This is a genomic window from Thalassospira sp. (genome assembly GCF_040218635.1).
In the GTDB taxonomy this organism is placed as follows: domain Bacteria; phylum Pseudomonadota; class Alphaproteobacteria; order Rhodospirillales; family Thalassospiraceae; genus Thalassospira.
Genome location: NZ_JAVJRB010000012.1, coordinates 855,720 through 870,657 on the forward strand (window position 1 = coordinate 855,720; position 14,938 = coordinate 870,657).

Below are 14,938 nucleotides of genomic sequence, written 5' to 3' on the forward strand. Positions count from 1 at the left end.
ACAAAAAAAAGCCACGGAAGATAATACCGTGGCTTTTCTTTTGAATTGGGATCAGATCAAAATCAATCTGTCCTTATTCTTCTTCCGACGGAGCAACAACGCCAACTGATGCGTCTTGAACTGCTTCTGCAACCAGTTTCGGACCGAAATCATCTTCTGATTCTTCCGGATCATCGGATTCAACATGCCGCTGCAGACCCGAAACCAAACCATTGCGCAATTCGTCGAAATCAACTTTCACTTCAGCGATTTCACGCAGCGCAACAACAGGGTTCTTATCGTTGTCACGATCAATGGTCAGTTCAGCGCCAGCCGAAATGTTGCGTGCACGCTGAGCAGCAACCATGACCAGCTCAAAGCGGTTAGGGATCTTGTCAACGCAATCTTCGACGGTAACGCGCGCCATAAATGTCTCCAGAAATACTTTTGGGGTGTCCAGACCGAGCTTTATAGCGCCGGATCATTTGTGTTGCAACAGCGAAACCTCACTTTGCAAAAGGTTTTCACTGCTGTTTTCAGCTTTCCGCCTGCTTTCGAATTTGCTGATCTGCCGGAAGATCAGAAATCAGGTCTTCAACTGTGCGCCCCAAAACGGGATGAACCCAGCCGACTGCGACGTCACGCAAAGGCAACAAGACAAAGGCACGCTCTGCCATACGTGGATGGGGCACCTGAATGCCATCATCCTCACGCAGCAATTCCCGACCATAGGCAATCAGATCAAGATCAATGACACGCGCGGCATTGCGTTCACGCCGCACACGGCCAAATTCAGCTTCGACCTCATGCAACCGTTCCAGCAAATCGTGGGCTGAAAGGCTGGTTGAAACCCGTGCGACACCATTGACATACCAGGGCTGATCGGAAACCGGCACAGGTGCCGTTTCATAAAACGATGACACAAGATCGATCGAAATGTCGCCATCTTGGGCCAAACGTTGCAATGCGGCCTTCAATGTTTGGGCTGGCGCACCATATTCCTCTGTAGGCAGGTTGGCACCAAACGCAATCAAAATGACATCATTTGACGATGTACTGGTGGTCGATGGTGACGGTTTACTCACAAAGCAGACTTTCAGTTCGAAGGATACAGGCCGTTTGACGATGAGCCACATGTATCAAGCAGCAGGAAAGAGCGCATATCTAAGGAAGCCATGATACTCTGTCCACGATATTTTCGCCTTTCTTTGTCCTTCTAGCCACGGTAAAGATTGAGGGTTCCGTATTTTTGGAACGGCATAATTAAATTTGATGTTTGAGGAATTTTAAAATGATTTTTTACCCGCAGGAACGCATCGGGCTGTTCATTGACGGCTCCAACCTGTATGCGGCCGCACGCGCACTTGGTTTTGACATTGATTACAAACGCCTTTTGGAACTGTTCTCGCAAAAAGGCCAGTTGATCCGCGCATTCTACTACACGGCCCTCATCGAAGATCAGGAATATTCCCCTATTCGCCCGCTGGTCGATTGGCTTGATTACAACGGCTATACCATGGTCACAAAACCGACCAAGGAATTCACCGATGCCACCGGTCGCCGCAAGATCAAGGGCAACATGGATATCGAGTTGGCAATTGACGTCATGGAAATGGCGCAACACCTTGATCATGTTGTTATTTTCTCAGGAGACGGGGATTTCCGCCGTCTGGTAGATGCCATCCAGCGTAAAGGTGTTCGGGTGACGGTGGTTTCCACCGTTAAATCAAACCCGCCGATGGTTGCGGATGAATTACGTCGTCAGGCCGATCACTTTATCGAGCTTACGGACCTTGAAGGCACCATCGCACGTAAAGTCCAGCAGCGTCGTGATGATGACCATCCTGATATCGATGATCATCCCGAACATCCTGAACTTGATGAATTCGATTACACCTGATTGAACACTGCCCCCGCCCCATCCTGATCACGACCGGTTACGGCCCGCACCGTAACCGGCAAAATGTCAGACATGCCATGAACGCCTATCAGCAACCCGATCTTGATTGTCAGCTTTGCCCGCGACTTGCCGAATTTCGGCGGGCCAATCAGGAAAAATTCCCACACTTTCACAACGGGCCGGTGCGTCCATTTGGACCACTTGATGCACGGCTGCTGATTGTCGGGCTTGCACCGGGTCTAAAGGGGGCAAATGCCACGGGCCGCCCCTTCACCGGCGATTATGCTGGCGATCTTTTGTACGATACGCTTAAGAAATTCGGCTTTGCCAAAGGCACTTATGCCAAGCACCCGGATGACGGGTTGGAGCTGCTTGATTGTCGCATTACCAATGCAGTCAAATGTGTTCCGCCGGAAAACAAGCCAACCGGTCCAGAAGCCAATGCCTGTCGGCCGTTTCTGATCAGTGAATTTGATGCGATGAAAAACCTGTCGGCGATTTTGTGCCTTGGTCAGGTTGCCCATCAAGCCATGCTGCGCACCTATGGGCTTAAGCTTTCATCGCTTAAATTTGGCCATCGCGCGTCACATAAAATGGAAAATGGCATCACATTGTTTGATAGCTATCACTGTTCGCGCTACAACACCCAGACCTATCGCCTGACGCCAGAGATGTTTGAAAACGTCTTTGCCGACATCCGCGCACATCTGGACGGTTAATTTGCCCGATACACCCCCTATGAACGACTTGCTCGACCGACCGCCACTTCGTCTGCCGATAGACGTCCTGCGTGACGTGTTTGGCTATGACAGCTTTCGCGGTCAACAGGCTGAAATCATTGATCATGTGATTGCAGGCAATGATGCACTTGTTCTGATGCCAACGGGTGGCGGCAAGTCATTATGTTATCAGGTCCCTGCCCTGTGCCGACCCGGAACGGCTGTTGTCGTATCACCACTGATCGCTCTGATGAAAGATCAGGTCGACGCGCTTAATCAGCTTGGTGTTAAAGCAGCCTTTATCAATTCGACGCTGGCGCCAGATGCAGCACGCGAAATCGAAGCCCGTGCAATTGATGGCGATATCGACCTTTTATATGTCGCACCGGAACGATTTGCGACCGATCGGTTCTTAAACCTTTTGGACCGGATCAGCATTTCACTGTTTGCGATTGATGAAGCCCACTGCGTTTCACAATGGGGGCATGATTTCCGCCCGGAATATCGCCGTCTCGATTTGCTTCCAACGCGCTTTGCCCATGTCCCGCGGATTGCTTTGACCGCAACGGCCGATACGCCGACGCGCAAGGATATTGCAGAAAATCTGCACCTGACCGATGCGCAATGTTTCATCACCGGGTTTGACCGACCAAACATTACCTACCGCATTGAAACAAAGGGTAATTCCAAGCAACGCCTTCTATCGTTCTTAAACCGCGAACATGAAGAAGATGCCGGGATTGTCTATTGCCTGTCGCGCCGCAAGACCGAAGATGTCGCCCAATGGCTGACCGAAAACGGTCGCCCGGCGCTTCCCTATCACGCTGGACTGCCACAGGAAACGCGCCAACGGCATCAGGACCGGTTCCTTCGCGAAGATGGCATGATCATTTGCGCGACTGTTGCCTTTGGCATGGGGATCGACAAACCCAATGTCCGGTTTGTTGCCCATCTTAATCTGCCCAAAAGCATGGAAGCCTATTATCAGGAAACCGGCCGTGCCGGTCGTGATGGCCTTCCGGCCAATGCGTGGATGAATTACGATCTGTCTGACATTGTATCCATCCGGGGCATGGTGGTTGGATCCGACGCACCAGAAGCACAAAAGCGCATTGAATCGCAAAAACTTGATGCTTTGGTCGGGCTTGCCGAAACCACCAAATGCCGCCGACAGGTCATTCTTTCCTACTTCGGTGAAAACGATCATAAACCGTGTGGCAATTGCGACACCTGCCTTGAGCCGGTTGAGACCTGGGATGCAACCGATGCATCGCGCAAAGCCCTGTCTGCGGTTTATCGTACCGGGCAGCGATTTGGTCCGGCCCACGTAATCGAAGTTCTGATGGGCCGCAAGACCGAGAAAATCCGACAGAACGGCCATGACAGCCTGACCGTTTATGCGATCGGTAAAGATATCGCCCAACCACAATGGCGATCCGTCTTCCGGCAGCTTTTGGCGATGGGGTATTTGCAGGTCAATGTCGAAGGGCATGGCGGGGTTTACCTGACCGAAGAAGCCCGACCGGTTCTGCGCGGCGAAAAAGTCGTTGAAATGCGCAAAGATCCGGGCGAAAGCAAACGCGCGATGACACGCCGCCTACGCGATTTCGACACCGAATTTGAAAATGAAGAAGACCGCGACTTGTGGGAACGTTTACGCACCATGCGCCGTGAACTCGCCACAAGCCAAAACGTCCCGCCTTATGTGATCTTTAGCGACCGTACTCTTTGGGAAATGGTGCGTTTTAAACCCCGCACCCTCCAGGACATGGCATCCATCAATGGTGTCGGGGTCAAAAAACTTGATCAATATGGCTTGGTATTTCTTGATGTCATGGACGGGCGACGCTAACGCCCTGCCCGACCATACCCATCTGATCTTCAGGAACTGTGGTTACCCGCCTGAAAGTTCCGCGCGTATTGCGGCAATGACTTCATCATCACCGGGCTTTACCCGCGTATCAAAACTTGTGACCAGATTGCCGTTTCGTCCGATCAGATATTTGTGGAAGTTCCAGTTCGGTGCATTATCTGCACCAAGCTCTTGCACTGCCCACTTAAAGAACGGATGAGCATCTGCGCCGGTAACCTCGGTTTTTGATGTCATAGGGAAATCGACATCAAAATTCACCTCGCAAAATTCCTGAATGGCAGCATCATCAGCATATTCCTGCCCGCCAAAATCCCCCGACGGTACGCCAAGCACCACAAGACCCTTGTCCTGATGATCTTCCCACAGTTTTTGCAGGCCGGTATATTGCGGTGTGTAGCCGCACATTGACGCGGTATTGACCAGCAGGATCACTTTACCCTGATAGTCGGAAAGTTGTAGTTCTCCGCCAACAATTGACGGGAATGAAAAGTCATACGCGCTTTGCGTATCACCCGATGCCATTGCACCCCTCCAGAAAAAAGTAACGACACTCATTGACAGCAGACATAATACAATGAATTGCCTACCTTTTTCAATTTTTGGCTGAGCTTTACCCATATCGTTCCTCCGTCCAGGGATCGGCATTGTTATGATAACCGCGTTCTTCCCAGAAACCGGGCTGATCATCTTTGGCAAAAGTAATCTCGCGTACCCATTTGGCACTTTTCCAAAAATACAGTTTCGGGATCACCACACGTACAGGGCCACCATGTTCTTCGGATAATGGTTCACCATTCCAGTGATGGGCAATCAACACGCCCTCATCCACGAACTGATCAATCCGTACATTTGTCGTATAGCCATCATGTGCTGTGAACAAAACATGTTTGGCGTCGGACTTTGGCCTTACCATTTCTGCCAATGTTAGCGCTGTCACACCTTGCCATTCATTGTCATAGCGCGACCAGCTGGTAACGCAATGGATGTCGTTAACTGCCACAACATTTGCCAGATCAAGCAAATCCATGAAATTCAACACCAGTGGAGTTTCCACCAGCCCGTTGATCTGGAGCTTGAAATCATCAGCACTGATATGCGGTGTAATGCCAAGATCAAGAACCGGCCAGTCTTTGACAAGTCGCTGCCCCGGCGGCAGGCGATTTTCGCGTGCCTGATCCGTCGCACCTGTTAAAAGACGACCGTCAGCCGCCCATTTGCGTTTCGCTTCAATCAGCTTGTCTTTGATCTTGCCTGAAAAACTTTGCGTCACGGATTTCTCCTTCTTACCAAGCTGATACGAAAAATGGCGCCGACATGTTCACCATGACGACGCCATTAAATCATTAAATCACCTGACAAATGCAATTCACATGCACGCGATCAGCTAAATTCATATTTTTGGAAACTAGCCAAAATCACGCATGAGACGGGCCTTATCACGTTGCCAGTCACGTTCTTTGACCGCTTCGCGCTTGTCTGCCTTTTTCTTACCTTCGGCAATGGCCATTTCAAGTTTCGCAATACCGCGTTCATTGAAATACAATTTGACCGGAACAAGGGTGAAACCCTTTTTGTTCAGCGCATCATGCATTCTGGTAATTTCGCGCTTACGCAACAGCAACTTACGCGGACGGCGTTCTTCGTGACCGAACGGCATTTTACTTTGATATTCAGGAATATAAGCATTGATCAGCCACACTTCGCCATTCTTGGCTTCGGCGTAGGATTCCTGAATATTGCCTTTGCCATCACGCAACGACTTAACTTCGGTGCCACGCAAAGCGATCCCTGCTTCGAAAGTTTCCGTCAGGAAAAAGTCAAAACGGGCTCGCCGATTTTGCGCGACGACCTTGTTGTTATCTATTTCTTTTTTAGGTGCCATAGGTCGCTTGTTATCGCTTAATGGCCGAGAAGACCAGCGTTCTTAAGTGCTGCTTCGACCTTGCGTTTGGATTCTTCTTCGATCTCGACCATCGGCAGGCGCATATGGCTGCCGCAAAGGCCAAGAAGCTCAGCTGCGTATTTTACCGGACCCGGGCTTGATTCACAGAACATCGCCTTGTGAACCGGCATCAGTCGATAGTTCAACTCCTGAACCTTGGCAATGCTCCCGGCCGCCCATGCAGCATGCAAATCAGCGCACAGTTTCGGTGCAATATTCGAAGTCACAGAAATGCAGCCATGACCACCCTGTGCAAGAAACGGAACAATTGTCCCGTCTTCACCTGAAAGCTGACAGAAATCAGCACCCGCAGCCAGATGGGTCAATGCCGGACGTTCAAGATCGCTGGTCGCGTCTTTGACACCAACAATGCGCGGCAATTTTGCCAGCTGCGCCATGGTATTGACATTCATATCGACAATCGAACGGCCCGGAATATTGTAGATGATAATCGGGATATCGGTCGCATCGTGAATGGCTTTGTAATGCGCATAAAGACCCTTTTGGGTCGGCTTGTTGTAATAAGGTGTCACAACAAGTGCTGCATCCGCACCGGCATTCTGCGCATGACGGGTCAAAGATACGGCTTCTGCGGTCGAATTTGACCCCGTACCGGCAATCACAGGACCGCGGCCCTTGGCCACTTCCAGTGCCAGTTCAACCACACGATGGTGTTCGGCATGGCTCAGTGTTGGTGATTCACCGGTGGTTCCGACAGGCACAACACCTGTCGTGCCCTGTTTAAGTTGCCAATCGACAAAAGACTGGAACGCCTTTTCATCAATCGCGCCATCTTGCGTGAACGGCGTGATCAAAGCTGTGATTGAACCCTTAAACATAGAGATCTCCAAATGAAGGATGGTTTGAAAGCGGTCGCGAAAATAGCGGCTGTTGGTGATTCCCGCAAGCACTGTATACATTAATCGAAACGAACAGTGATCGGGGTTGCAATTTCCCATCAGGACTGTTTGGCTTTTATCGATTTCGCTGCCATAATGCGCGGGTCTAGAGTGCATTTTTGATGCCGTCAGGCTAAGGGGACAATTATATGGCGCAAGCGTCTTTCCGCAAGGTTTCGGTCTGCGCATTGGCACTGGGCTTTTCGATACTGATGCCACATGGCAATCAGGTGCAGGCCGCCGCAAATGAAGACAACGTTCTTCAAATGCAGCCGCCTTCGCCAACCTATTCTGCTGTCAGCCGTGCAAGATTGAATGCATTTCTTGAAGCTGTTGAAGATGGGAAAACCGAAAGCTTCACGAAACTTCTGCCCAATTTTGATGATCCCCTTCTGCAAAAAGCTGCTGAATGGATGCTGCTGGCATCCCCGAATTCGGGTCGCAGCTTTAAAGAAATTACCACCTTTATCGACGCCCATCCCAAATGGCCCAGTCAGGCGCTGCTACGTCAGCGCGCCGAAGAAGCCATGACCGATGCGGTGCCGGATGAAGAAATCCTTGCATGGTTCAAACGCTCTGCCCCGGTTACGGCCGATGGTGCGACCCGTCAGGTCAAAGCCCTTTTGGGTGCGGGTCAAGAATCCGCTGCCATTGCATTGGTACGGTCAAGCTGGATCAACGAGAATTTCGGCAATGGTCAAGAACGCCGGTTCCTCAGCCGTTATGGCAAATATATTGATCAGGAAACCCACCAACAGCGTCTGGATCGTTTGTTATGGGAAGGTCGTCTGAGCACGGCATCGCGCACCATGAAATATGTCAGCGACGATTATCGTTTGCTGGCAGAAGCCCGTGCTTCGTTGCGCGCAATGGAGGGGGGTGTCGATGCTGTACTTAACCGTGTTCCGGAAAAATATCGCAATGATCCCGGTCTGATTTATGAACGCGTGCGTTGGCGCCGTATCAAGGATCGCGATCAAGAAGCCCGTGATCTTTTGTTATCGCAGGCCAATGATCTGGCTTACATTTCGATCCGACCACAATACTGGTGGCTTGAAAAGGCCATTCTTGCCCGGCGCGCCTTGCAAAAAGGCCATATTACCGATGCCTACCGTTTGGTCGCCAATCATGGTCAAACCGATGCAGGCGATATTGCCGAGGCCGAATGGTATGCCGGTTGGATTGCACTTGAATTTTTGGGCGATGCCGAAATTGCCCTGACGCATTTCCAGAACCTTTATGATGTTGTGCAATATCCCATAAGCTTGTCACGCGGCGCCTATTGGGCGGGTCGTGCGAATGCGGCCATTGGTGATGAAAAACGCGCGAAAGAATGGTTTGAACTTGCAGCCCAGCATGCCCACACCTTCTATGGGCAACTGGCAATTGATGCGCTTGGTGCCAAGCCGACCTATTCGGTGGAACAACCGGTTCCAACAGCAGAACAACGTGCTGCCTTTGAAGATCAGGAATTAACCCAAGTCGTTCGTAAACTTGGTGAGATGGGTCTTGGCAACATCATCCGTCCTTTCATCATGGCGCTGGTCTATGAGCATGATGAGCCGGAATATCTTGCGATGGCGACTGATCTTGCCCGCGAATATGGCCGTACTGACCTTGGGATCATTGCCGCAAAACGCAGCATCCGAACCGGTAGTGGGTATCTTGATGCCGCCTACCCGATCCATGAACAGGTTCCGCTTGGTCGGGCACCTGACCCTGCCCTTGTTCATGCGATCATGCGTCAGGAAAGCCTGTTCAACCCGTTGGCCGTATCGTCGGCCGGTGCGCGGGGCCTGATGCAATTGATGCCGGCAACGGCACAACGCATGGCACAGTCGCTGGACTTGGAATATGACACCGACCGCCTGACATCGGATCCATCATTTAACATTGCCGTTGGCCGCGCCTATCTTGAACGGTTGCTTGATCGTTGGAACGGTCAGGAGGTCCTGACCATCGCCAGCTATAACGCCGGTCCAACCCGCGTTCGCCAGTGGATCAATGAATATGGTGATCCGCGCGATCCGGAGGTCGACCTTGTCGACTGGATCGAAATGATCCCCTACAGCGAGACCCGAAATTACGTTCAGCGCGTGATGGAGGGAACCTATGTCTATCGCCGGCGTTTTGCCCGCGACGAGATTGCAATGGGTCAGAACGATACGCCTGCGACAGACTAAAACTGTCCTGTGCTGATTTGCGCTTTTGGCCAGATTGCCCATATTCGATCCATACTGCTTGTCAGAAAAGGTCCGTAATATGTCCGATAATGCACTATCTTCCTGCCGCGCTTTTGTTTTCGATGCGTATGGCACTTTGTTTGACGTTGGCTCTGCGGTTGCAAAACTGCGTGATAGCGTCGGCGACGAAGCAGAACGGCTGTCCGCGACATGGCGGCAAAAGCAACTTGAATATACCTGGCTGCGCAGCCTGATGGGCGAGTTCGCCGATTTCTGGACCGTAACGGGCGATGCGCTTGATTACGCCCTGGACCAAACGGGCAAAAAAGATCCGGTTCTGCGGGCCAAACTGATGGAAACCTATCTATCCCTTGATACTTTTCCAGAAGTTGTTGAAACGCTGAACACCTTAAAAGCACAGGGGCACAAGCTTGCCATCCTGTCGAATGGTGCCCGGCACATGCTGATTTCCGCGGCCAAATCATCGGGAATTTTGACCCTGTTTGACCAGATCATTTGCGTTGATGAACTGAAAACCTACAAACCTCATCCCGATGTATATCAACTGGCTGTCGACAAGCTTGAACTTGAGCCTGCCGAAATTTCATTCCAGTCATCAAATGGCTGGGACATTGCCGGTGCAGGTCATTTTGGGTTCAGAACCGCCTGGATCAACCGGACCAAACAACCCAAAGAACGTCTTTCGCATGAAGCCGATGTCATTCTGGGCAGCCTTGATGAATTGCTGCCGCTGCTCTCAGCGCCCAAGACGGCATAAGTAACGGAACACGTCACAAACATACGACCAAACGTCAAAAAGGCAGGCCCATCTGGAGCCTGCCTTTTTGTATGTGTGTATCCGTTTGCATCCAATGACCGGACCCGTCATCGCCACAGACCGAAAATCATCTTTTGATGATTACTTGTTTTCTTTCTTCACGTTCGAAGCAACGACCTGCCCTGCCTGAATGACGGTCAAGCCGCCTTCTTCAGCCACGCCTTCGATGCGACGGCAATGCCCTTCGATATGGGCGCCCGGCTCGATCGAGAGGCTCTCGTGAAGAATGTCCCCAATCATTCGGGCGGTTTCAGCCAGTGAAACATCGCGTGCCCGGACCTGACCGATGACAGCACCGCAAATGCGGATTTTGTCGGCGATAATCTCGCCGCGGACTTCCCCGCTTTGACCGATTGTCAGGTTTCGGGTGCGAATGTCACCGTTAACCGTCCCATCGACCTGAACGTCCGACTCAGAAATCAGATCACCCGTTACACGAAGATCTGCATTGATGACCGAAAGGCCGCCTTTTTTATCAGCAGCCGAATGGCCGTTTCTAGTTGTTGTTTGTGTCGTCTTGCTCGTTTTTGAAAACATAACGTCCCGCCTCAATGAACTTTAGGGGATTGACCGGCTTATCATTGACCAACACCTCGTAATGAACGTGGCTGCCCGTGCTTCGTCCAGTCGTTCCCATTAACGCTATCTGGTCTTGGTAACGCACTTCATCGCCCTTCTTAACGAGGACCTTAAATAAATGGCCAAAACGGGTTCGAACACCGTTCCCATGGTCAATTTCGACCATCTTCCCGTATTTGCCACTCCATCCTGCATGCACCACTTTACCGGGTGCAGTTGCCAGAATTGGTGTCTTGATCGGCCCGGCGAGATCAACACCGGAATGAAAAGCCCAGCGACCATTGATCGGGTCTTTTCGTTTGCCGAACGAACTTGATAAGTAGTAAGACGCAGCTGGCTGACCAAGCGGCGTCTTTTTCAATCTGTCATGCAGACTGGCAAGAAGATCCATACGATCACTGAGCGCCACGGCGACACTTAAAAATTCTTCATCCTGCGGGTGTTCTGGCTCAAAGGCCACAAACGGTCCACCAACCCCGGGTTCTTGCGGTTTCATTGGCGGCAGAACAAAGGTTCCTGGCTGCAGGCCGGTCATTTCCAGAACGTTTTCAAGTTCAAGAATGGTGCTGTCTGCCGTTTCGGCGACACGCTGCATGGCCTGTTGCTGCACGGTATGTAGATCCGCAATGCGTTGGCGCGCATCGCTTAGCTCACCCTGTAGCTTTTTCGACCGTTGTAATGCCTGATCGCGTTCGCGCATGACACGCGACATGACGGTTTCAACGGTTTCAAGTTCATCGCGCAAAGCAAGATTACGGTTCGTGATCCCGTCAATTTGCCCTTGAAGCGCATTCATCTGGTTATCCATCGACGTCCGAAGAGACGAAATATGGACTTTTTCTTTCTCGCTACTCTCGAGTTTCGAGGTGTAATCCTGTACCCGCGCTTGAAGCTGCAGGTTCTTTTCCGCCATCGACAAAAGATTACGATGGGTATCTTCCATCTGAGACGTAATTTCCCCGAAACGTCTTTGACTTTCGGTCACACGTGCAATCAGACGGTTATAGGACAGCTCGCTGCGGAAAAGCTGCTCTTCGCGCACCGCAAGACGTTGATCCAGATACCAGCTATAGCCAGTAACCCCGACCGACCACGTAATCGCGGCGGCCCCGAACGAAGCCAACGTAAGCTGCGCATATTTTCCAAGACGAAGTTGGTAAACGGAATCATTGGACCGGACAAGGACCTGCCGGTCCGGAAACCACTTATTCACCAAGCGACGCATGCCTTCAAACGCCGACATATTCAGTGTTTAACCCCTAGTTGCTCGTAACTACGCCCGGATTGCCCGGTTACGCAGAGTTTCTTTTTCGGCCCCGCCTGCGACTTATACGTCTTTTTCTTTACGCTACCTGTAAGTCGGGCCTCAAGCAAGCATGTTAACACATTCTTAATTGCAAAATTTTCACCGCCCCTGGTCTTTGCCATGCTACCAATGCCCATCTTCCATAGCTAACATGTAAATCTTAAATGTCTTTTTCCCGTTTCATGATCACCTGTAGCGCCACATGGTTTTATAGTGGCAAAAGTCCCAAGGCCCCCGGCACAGCCGGTTCATTGGCCGCCCTACCCTTTGGTTGGTTGATTTGGGCAATTGGCGGGAACAGTGCACTCATCATCGCCAGCATTGTTATTTTTGGCATCGGCGTATGGGCGGCACATCAATATAGTCATTTACTTGGCATTCATGATGCGGGCGAAATCGTCATTGATGAAGTGGTCGGCCAATGGATGTGCTTGATGGTCATTCCGCTTGGGGCGGGATGGATCGACATCATCTGGCTGTTGGCGGCATTTATCGCGTTTCGATTTTTTGACATTCTAAAGCCATGGCCGATACGCTGGGTGGACCGCCGGGTTGGTGGTGGCTTTGGCATCATGTTTGATGATGTTTTGGCTGGTGTATTTGCCATGATTGTCTTGGCAGTTCTGGTTCACCTGATTGGCGGATAAACCAATGCAGATTGAAAATGACATCCTGATAGCTGCAAGCGATCTGATCGCCAAATGCACTTCAAACGGTGAAATGATCGCCACAGCCGAATCCTGTACGGGCGGCCTGATCACCGGCAGCCTGACCGGAGTTGATGGCAGTTCATCCGTGGTTGATTGTGGTTTCGTCACTTATTCAAACGAAGCCAAACATCAGCTGATCGGCGTGGGCAATGATCTGCTGGAAAAATTCGGGGCGGTTTCCGAACCAGTTGCACGGGCCATGTGTGAAGGTGCCTTGGAACGTTCGCCCAACGCGACCATCGCGATTTCTGTGACCGGCATTGCCGGTCCGGGTGGTGGCAGCCCCAATAAACCGGTTGGACTGGTTCATTTTGGCTGTGCAGGCAAAGATCGCACGACAATCACGTATCACGAAGTCTTTCCCGGTGATCGTCATGCGGTGCGCAAGGCAACGGTGCTTAAGGCCTTTGACCTCATCGCACAGATGATTGACCGCGCGTAACCTTGTGCACGACATTTCGGTCATGCCCCGCAGGTTATTCGATTTCAGGTTTTGAAAATTCAGCTCTCGGAAGTCGGTGAAACAGGTTCGCCGTAAACTTCATGTGCGCGGGTTTCAAACGCGCCGACCATCAATTTGACGGCCTCGTTAAACACGACACCAATCATTTTCTGCAGCAAGGCTGAGCGGAACTCAAAATCAACAAAGAAGTCGAGCCACGTGCCACCGTCTTCGTCCTCTTCAAACACCCAGTGATTATTAAGATATTTGAACGGACCCTGCAGATATTCCACGTCAACACGGTGCGGGCGCGTCAATGTGACTTGGGACGTGTATTTCTCGCGGAACATCTTAAAGCCAATCACCAGATCGGCCTTAAGAACATCACCTTCGCGTTTGCGCACACGCGATGCGACACACCACGGGAGAAACTCGGAATAGGAATCGATATCCGCGACGAGTTCAAAGAGCTGTTCCGGCGTATAGGGCAGTTTCCTGCGCTCTGCATGCGTCGGCACTCGGTATCTCCCCTTATCGTCGCGTCTATCGTTTCAGGCTGATCAGACCGCGGCTGCTTCGCGTGCTGCGGCCTTTGCTTTGGCTTCATCAGCAGCGGCCAACTTTTTCTCGCGGGCTTCACGCAACTGTTCGAAGTCACGGTCAGCATGGTAGCTTGAACGGGTCAGCGGCGTTGCCGACACCATCAAGAACCCCTTACCGCGTGCCATGGATGCATATTCATCAAACTCGTCCGGTGTGACAAAACGATCAACCGGTTCGTGCTTGAGAGTCGGCTGCAAATATTGACCGATGGTAAGGAAATCAACATCGGCAACACGCAGATCATCCATGACCTGTGAAAGCTCTTTGCGTTCTTCACCCAAACCAACCATCAGGCCGGATTTGGTAAAGATCGTCGGATCAATTTGCTTTACCCGATCCAAAACGCGCAGTGACTGGTAATATCGTGCCCCCGGACGAATGTGGGTGTAAAGACGCGGAACGGTTTCCAGATTGTGGTTGAACACGTCAGGACGGGCCTTGGCGACGATTTCAACCGCACCCGGTTTGTCCCGGAAATCCGGCGTCAGAATTTCAATGGTGGTTTCAGGTGCCTTGTGACGGATTGCTTCGATCACGCGGGCAAAATGCGTGGCGCCACCATCTGCCAAGTCATCACGGTCAACCGATGTGATCACAACATGCTTAAGCTGCATATCGGCAACAGCCATTGCCAAATTTTGCGGCTCGAACGGGTCAAGCGCGTTTGGCATACCCGTTTTCACGTTACAGAACGAACATGCACGTGTGCAGGTATCGCCCATAATCATGAAGGATGCGTGTTTCTTCTGCCAGCATTCACCGATATTCGGGCATGCTGCTTCTTCGCAAACAGTATGCAGGTTCAGGCCACGCGCAAGTTCGCGGGTTTCCTGATACCCCTTGGAGGTTGGCGCTTTCACACGAATCCAGGACGGCTTGCGCCCGGATGGACGATCAGGCCGTTTTTGCTTTTCCGGGTGACGAAGTGCTTTGGCTTCGTTTTGCGCCGTCGACATAGAGTGACC

At 51.5% G+C, this 14,938-nt stretch carries 17 protein-coding genes; 7 read left to right on the top strand and 10 right to left on the bottom strand.

Annotation, left to right across the window (positions count from 1 at the left end):
* Positions 1–73: 73 nt before the first annotated feature.
* Together rpoZ and folK are read right to left on the bottom strand one after the other, a co-directional pair.
* Positions 74–406, bottom strand: a complete 333-nt coding sequence (gene rpoZ, locus RIC05_RS17950; RefSeq protein WP_350041933.1) for a DNA-directed RNA polymerase subunit omega — start codon at positions 404–406, stop codon at positions 74–76.
* Between the two features lie 109 nt (positions 407–515).
* Positions 516–1,064, bottom strand: a complete 549-nt coding sequence (gene folK, locus RIC05_RS17955; protein WP_350045942.1) for a 2-amino-4-hydroxy-6-hydroxymethyldihydropteridine diphosphokinase — start codon at positions 1,062–1,064, stop codon at positions 516–518.
* A gap of 206 nt (positions 1,065–1,270) precedes the next feature.
* Between folK and RIC05_RS17960 the strand changes: the two genes are divergently transcribed.
* The 3 genes from RIC05_RS17960 to recQ all read left to right on the top strand — a co-directional run bounded on the left by RIC05_RS17960 (position 1,271) and on the right by recQ (position 4,450).
* Positions 1,271–1,879, top strand: a complete 609-nt coding sequence (locus RIC05_RS17960; protein ID WP_350041935.1) for a LabA-like NYN domain-containing protein — start codon at positions 1,271–1,273, stop codon at positions 1,877–1,879.
* A gap of 77 nt (positions 1,880–1,956) precedes the next feature.
* Positions 1,957–2,598, top strand: a complete 642-nt coding sequence (locus RIC05_RS17965) for a uracil-DNA glycosylase (RefSeq protein WP_350045943.1) — start codon at positions 1,957–1,959, stop codon at positions 2,596–2,598.
* Between the two features lie 19 nt (positions 2,599–2,617).
* The gene (recQ, locus tag RIC05_RS17970) at positions 2,618–4,450 is read left to right on the top strand and encodes a DNA helicase RecQ (RefSeq protein ID WP_350045944.1); all 1,833 of its coding nucleotides are present in this window, start codon (positions 2,618–2,620) and stop codon (positions 4,448–4,450) included.
* A gap of 42 nt (positions 4,451–4,492) precedes the next feature.
* Here recQ and RIC05_RS17975 read toward each other — a convergent pair whose 3' ends face one another.
* From RIC05_RS17975 to dapA, 4 genes are all read right to left on the bottom strand, one after another.
* Entirely contained in the window at positions 4,493–4,993 is a 501-nt protein-coding gene (locus tag RIC05_RS17975) for a glutathione peroxidase (protein ID WP_350045945.1), read from the bottom strand.
* An 88-nt stretch (positions 4,994–5,081) separates the two neighbouring features.
* Positions 5,082–5,741: a sulfite oxidase-like oxidoreductase gene (locus RIC05_RS17980; protein ID WP_350045946.1), complete on the bottom strand. Its 660-nt coding sequence runs from the start codon at positions 5,739–5,741 to the stop codon at positions 5,082–5,084.
* 135 nt (positions 5,742–5,876) lie between these two features.
* Positions 5,877–6,353: an SsrA-binding protein SmpB gene (gene smpB / locus RIC05_RS17985; protein WP_350041893.1), complete on the bottom strand. Its 477-nt coding sequence runs from the start codon at positions 6,351–6,353 to the stop codon at positions 5,877–5,879.
* 17 nt (positions 6,354–6,370) lie between these two features.
* Positions 6,371–7,252, bottom strand: a complete 882-nt coding sequence (gene dapA, locus RIC05_RS17990; RefSeq protein ID WP_350045947.1) for a 4-hydroxy-tetrahydrodipicolinate synthase — start codon at positions 7,250–7,252, stop codon at positions 6,371–6,373.
* 209 nt (positions 7,253–7,461) lie between these two features.
* Between dapA and RIC05_RS17995 the strand changes: the two genes are divergently transcribed.
* Positions 7,462–9,495 (top strand): lytic transglycosylase domain-containing protein, encoded by a 2,034-nt coding sequence (locus tag RIC05_RS17995; RefSeq protein WP_350045948.1) that lies wholly within the window; start codon positions 7,462–7,464, stop codon positions 9,493–9,495.
* A gap of 79 nt (positions 9,496–9,574) precedes the next feature.
* Positions 9,575–10,273: a haloacid dehalogenase type II gene (locus RIC05_RS18000; RefSeq protein ID WP_350045949.1), complete on the top strand. Its 699-nt coding sequence runs from the start codon at positions 9,575–9,577 to the stop codon at positions 10,271–10,273.
* A gap of 141 nt (positions 10,274–10,414) precedes the next feature.
* Here the strand turns inward: RIC05_RS18000 and RIC05_RS18005 are convergent, their stop codons facing one another.
* Both RIC05_RS18005 and RIC05_RS18010 read right to left on the bottom strand, forming a co-directional pair.
* The gene (locus RIC05_RS18005; RefSeq protein ID WP_350041897.1) at positions 10,415–10,870 is read right to left on the bottom strand and encodes a bactofilin family protein; all 456 of its coding nucleotides are present in this window, start codon (positions 10,868–10,870) and stop codon (positions 10,415–10,417) included.
* Positions 10,830–12,155 carry a peptidoglycan DD-metalloendopeptidase family protein gene (locus RIC05_RS18010; RefSeq protein ID WP_350041898.1) on the bottom strand — a complete coding sequence of 442 codons (1,326 nt, stop codon included), beginning with the start codon at positions 12,153–12,155 and terminating at the stop codon, positions 10,830–10,832. The genes RIC05_RS18005 and RIC05_RS18010 overlap by 41 nt, the downstream gene beginning before the upstream one ends.
* Positions 12,156–12,382: 227 nt before the next feature.
* Between RIC05_RS18010 and RIC05_RS18015 the strand changes: the two genes are divergently transcribed.
* Positions 12,383–12,865 (top strand): phosphatidylglycerophosphatase A family protein, encoded by a 483-nt coding sequence (locus RIC05_RS18015; protein ID WP_350045950.1) that lies wholly within the window; start codon positions 12,383–12,385, stop codon positions 12,863–12,865.
* A 4-nt stretch (positions 12,866–12,869) separates the two neighbouring features.
* Positions 12,870–13,370, top strand: a complete 501-nt coding sequence (locus RIC05_RS18020; RefSeq protein ID WP_350045951.1) for a CinA family protein — start codon at positions 12,870–12,872, stop codon at positions 13,368–13,370.
* A 59-nt stretch (positions 13,371–13,429) separates the two neighbouring features.
* Here RIC05_RS18020 and RIC05_RS18025 read toward each other — a convergent pair whose 3' ends face one another.
* A complete protein-coding gene (locus tag RIC05_RS18025) occupies positions 13,430–13,888 on the bottom strand; it encodes a type II toxin-antitoxin system RatA family toxin (RefSeq protein ID WP_350041901.1) in 459 nt (152 codons plus the stop codon).
* Between the two features lie 42 nt (positions 13,889–13,930).
* Positions 13,931–14,929 carry a lipoyl synthase gene (lipA, locus tag RIC05_RS18030; RefSeq protein WP_350045952.1) on the bottom strand — a complete coding sequence of 333 codons (999 nt, stop codon included), beginning with the start codon at positions 14,927–14,929 and terminating at the stop codon, positions 13,931–13,933.
* Positions 14,930–14,938: the final 9 nt, after the last annotated feature.

What these genes read in the sequence shown, in the direction of transcription:
- rpoZ (WP_350041933.1), bottom strand. Translation starts at nt 406, where the DNA reads ATGGCGCGCGTTACCGTCGAAGATTGCGTTGACAAGATCCCTAACCGC.
- RIC05_RS17960 (WP_350041935.1), top strand. Translation starts at nt 1,271, where the DNA reads ATGATTTTTTACCCGCAGGAACGCATCGGGCTGTTCATTGACGGCTCC.
- RIC05_RS17965 (WP_350045943.1), top strand. Translation starts at nt 1,957, where the DNA reads ATGAACGCCTATCAGCAACCCGATCTTGATTGTCAGCTTTGCCCGCGA.
- recQ (WP_350045944.1), top strand. Translation starts at nt 2,618, where the DNA reads ATGAACGACTTGCTCGACCGACCGCCACTTCGTCTGCCGATAGACGTC.
- RIC05_RS17975 (WP_350045945.1), bottom strand. Translation starts at nt 4,993, where the DNA reads ATGGCATCGGGTGATACGCAAAGCGCGTATGACTTTTCATTCCCGTCA.
- smpB (WP_350041893.1), bottom strand. Translation starts at nt 6,353, where the DNA reads ATGGCACCTAAAAAAGAAATAGATAACAACAAGGTCGTCGCGCAAAAT.
- dapA (WP_350045947.1), bottom strand. Translation starts at nt 7,252, where the DNA reads ATGTTTAAGGGTTCAATCACAGCTTTGATCACGCCGTTCACGCAAGAT.
- RIC05_RS17995 (WP_350045948.1), top strand. Translation starts at nt 7,462, where the DNA reads ATGGCGCAAGCGTCTTTCCGCAAGGTTTCGGTCTGCGCATTGGCACTG.
- RIC05_RS18000 (WP_350045949.1), top strand. Translation starts at nt 9,575, where the DNA reads ATGTCCGATAATGCACTATCTTCCTGCCGCGCTTTTGTTTTCGATGCG.
- RIC05_RS18005 (WP_350041897.1), bottom strand. Translation starts at nt 10,870, where the DNA reads ATGTTTTCAAAAACGAGCAAGACGACACAAACAACAACTAGAAACGGC.
- RIC05_RS18010 (WP_350041898.1), bottom strand. Translation starts at nt 12,155, where the DNA reads ATGTCGGCGTTTGAAGGCATGCGTCGCTTGGTGAATAAGTGGTTTCCG.
- RIC05_RS18015 (WP_350045950.1), top strand. Translation starts at nt 12,383, where the DNA reads ATGTCTTTTTCCCGTTTCATGATCACCTGTAGCGCCACATGGTTTTAT.
- RIC05_RS18020 (WP_350045951.1), top strand. Translation starts at nt 12,870, where the DNA reads ATGCAGATTGAAAATGACATCCTGATAGCTGCAAGCGATCTGATCGCC.
- lipA (WP_350045952.1), bottom strand. Translation starts at nt 14,929, where the DNA reads ATGTCGACGGCGCAAAACGAAGCCAAAGCACTTCGTCACCCGGAAAAG.